The sequence below is a fragment of the Microbispora amethystogenes genome (assembly GCF_016863015.1).
In the GTDB taxonomy this organism is placed as follows: Bacteria; Actinomycetota; Actinomycetes; order Streptosporangiales; family Streptosporangiaceae; genus Microbispora; species Microbispora amethystogenes.
Map to the genome: position 1 here is coordinate 1 of NZ_BOOB01000103.1, position 2575 is coordinate 2575.

Sequence of the window (2575 nt, forward strand, 5' to 3'; positions counted from 1 at the left end):
CCACCCGGACCCTGCGCGACCAGGGCACCACCACGTACATCGAAATCGGCCCCGACGGCATCCTCACCGGCCTCATCCGCGAAACCCTGGACAGCGAACAGGGCATCATCGCCGTCCCCGCACTGCGCCGTGACCGGCCCGAACCCCACACCGCCCTCACCGCGGCCGCCCACGCCCACACCCACGGCACCCCCGTCGACTGGACCGCAATCAACGGCCCCGCCACCACCGTGGACCTGCCCACCTACGCCTTCCAACGGCGCAGGCACTGGGTCAGCCCGCCGAAGCCGCAGCACGCCGGGCCGTACGACGACGGGAAGGCGCGTTTCTGGAACATTGTCAGCCGCGGCGACCTCGACGCGCTCGTCGGGACGCTCGGCCCCGGGGCCGGGAACGTACGGCGATCTCTCGGGGAAGCCCTGCCGGTCCTCGCCTCCTGGCACGCGGCGGGGGACACCCGGGCCACGCTCGACTCGTGGCGGTATCGCGTCGCCTGGCGGCCCGTGGAGCACACTGCACCTCGGTCCGGTGGCCGCTGGCTGCTGGTCCGCACCGCGCAGGAGACGCCCGCTGCCTGGGCGGAGGCCCTGCGGCGCGGGCTGGAGGAGCGCGGCGCCGGGGTGACGGAGGCCGTCCTCGACGGGACGACCGCCCTTGAGTCGCTGGTGGCGTCGCTGCGCCCCCTGCGCACCGACACGCCGTTCACCGGTGTCGTGTCCCTGCTCGGTCTGGACGCCACGCCGTACGAAGGGCAGGACGTCGCGCTGCTGCGGGCGCTGGACGCGGCGGAGATCGGCGGCCCGCTCTGGCTCACGACGAGCGGCGCGGTCGCGGCGACGCCGTCCGACCGGGTGCCGAACCCGGCCGGGGCGAGGGCGTGGGGCCTCGGCGGTGTGATCGCCGCCGAACGGCCGGAGCGGTGGGGCGGCATCGTGGACCTCCCGCCGGCGCCCGACCCGCGGCGTGCCGCGTACTCCGTGACCGCGCTGACCGGACGGCACGGCGAGACGGAACTCGCGGTGCGCTCCACAGGCCTCCTCGCGCGCCGACTGGTCCACGCCCCGAGCCGGGACGCGACGCCCGCGGAGTGGGCGCCGGCCGGGACCGTGCTCGTCACGGGAGGCACCGGCGCGCTCGGCGCCCACGTGGCCCGGCGGCTGGCCCGGCGCGGCGTTCCCCACCTGCTGCTGGTCAGCCGGCGTGGCCTCGACGCCCCCGGTGCGGAGGAGTTGCGCGCCGAACTCACAGCACTCGGCGCCCGGGTGACGGTCGCCGCCTGCGACGTCGCCGACCGGGACGCCCTGGCCGCCGTGCTCGCCGCCGTGCCGCCGGAGCACCCGCTGACCGCAGTGGTCCACACGGCCGCCGTGCTGGACGACGGCCTGCTCGGCTCGCTCACCCCCGAGCGGCAGGCCGCCGTACGGTGGGTGAAGGCGGACGGCGCGCTCGCCCTGCACGAGCTGACCCGGGAGCTTCCGCTGGCGGCGTTCGTGCTGTTCTCGTCGATCACCGGGCTGATCGGGAACCCGGGCCAGGGCAACTACGCGCCGGACAACGCCTATCTGGACGCCCTCGCCGAGCACCGCCGGGCGCTCGGCCTGCCGGCCACGTCGATCGCCTGGGGCCACTGGGACGGCGAGGGCATCGCCGGCGCGGAGGCCCGGGAGGGCCTGCGGCGGGGCGGCTTCCCGCCCATGGCGCCCGACGTCGCGGTGTCGGCGCTGGAGGAGGCGGTGGTCCACGGCGAGACGCGGCTCGTCGTCGCCCGCGCCGACTGGGCCACGGTCGGCGCCGTACGGCCTCATCCGCTGCTCGCCGAGCTACCGGAGACCCGGGGGGCGGCTGAGCGGCCACGCGCGAACGAGGAACAGGACCTCCTGGAACGGCTGGCGGCGCTGCCGGAGCCGGAGCGGCGGCCGAAGCTGCGCTCGCTCGTCCGTGCGGAGATCGCCGACGTGCTCGGGTACGACTCGGCGGACGCGGTGGACGACGACCGCGGGTTCCGCGACCAGGGCTTCACGTCGCTGTCGGCCGTCGAACTACGCAACCGCCTCACCCGGCTGACCGGGACGCCGCTGCCGAGCACGCTCGTGTTCGACTACCCCACGCCTGCCGGTCTCGTGGACCACCTGCTGCACGTGCTGCTGCCCGATCCCGAGCCGCCGCTCACCGCGGCGCTGACACTGCTCGACGAGCTGGAGACGCTGCTCGGCGAGCTGAAGGAGCCGCCCGGGGCCGCCGGTGGGCCGAACGCGGCGGCCGGCGGGGAGGCGGTGGTGACCCGCCTGCGGCGGCTGGTGGATGTCGTGGAGTCCGCGGGGTCAGGGGGGTCCGTGGATTCCGGCGCGCCCGGCGAGCACGCGGCGGCGACCGCCGACCTGTCCTCCGCCTCCGACGACGAGCTCATCAGCTTCATCAGCAACGAGCTCGGCATCTCCTGACCTCTTCCTTCTGCCCCACCTCGTGCCATGGAAGGCGTACCTGTGAGCGACGACCAGATCCGGCATCTCCTCCGCCGTGTGACGGAGGAACTGCACAAGACACGTGAAGAACTACGGGACGTGCGGGACGAGCA

2 protein-coding genes are annotated in these 2575 nt (G+C 75.1%); both read left to right on the forward strand.

Annotation, left to right across the window (positions count from 1 at the left end; genetic code table 11):
- Window positions 1–2441: SDR family NAD(P)-dependent oxidoreductase (locus Mam01_RS35835; RefSeq protein WP_204289661.1), on the forward strand; the 2441-nt coding region annotated here is incomplete at its 5' end.
- A 27-nt stretch (window positions 2442–2468) separates the two neighbouring features.
- Window positions 2469–2575 (forward strand): polyketide synthase docking domain-containing protein (locus tag Mam01_RS37835; protein ID WP_204289662.1); only part of this gene is annotated, 107 nt, incomplete at its 3' end.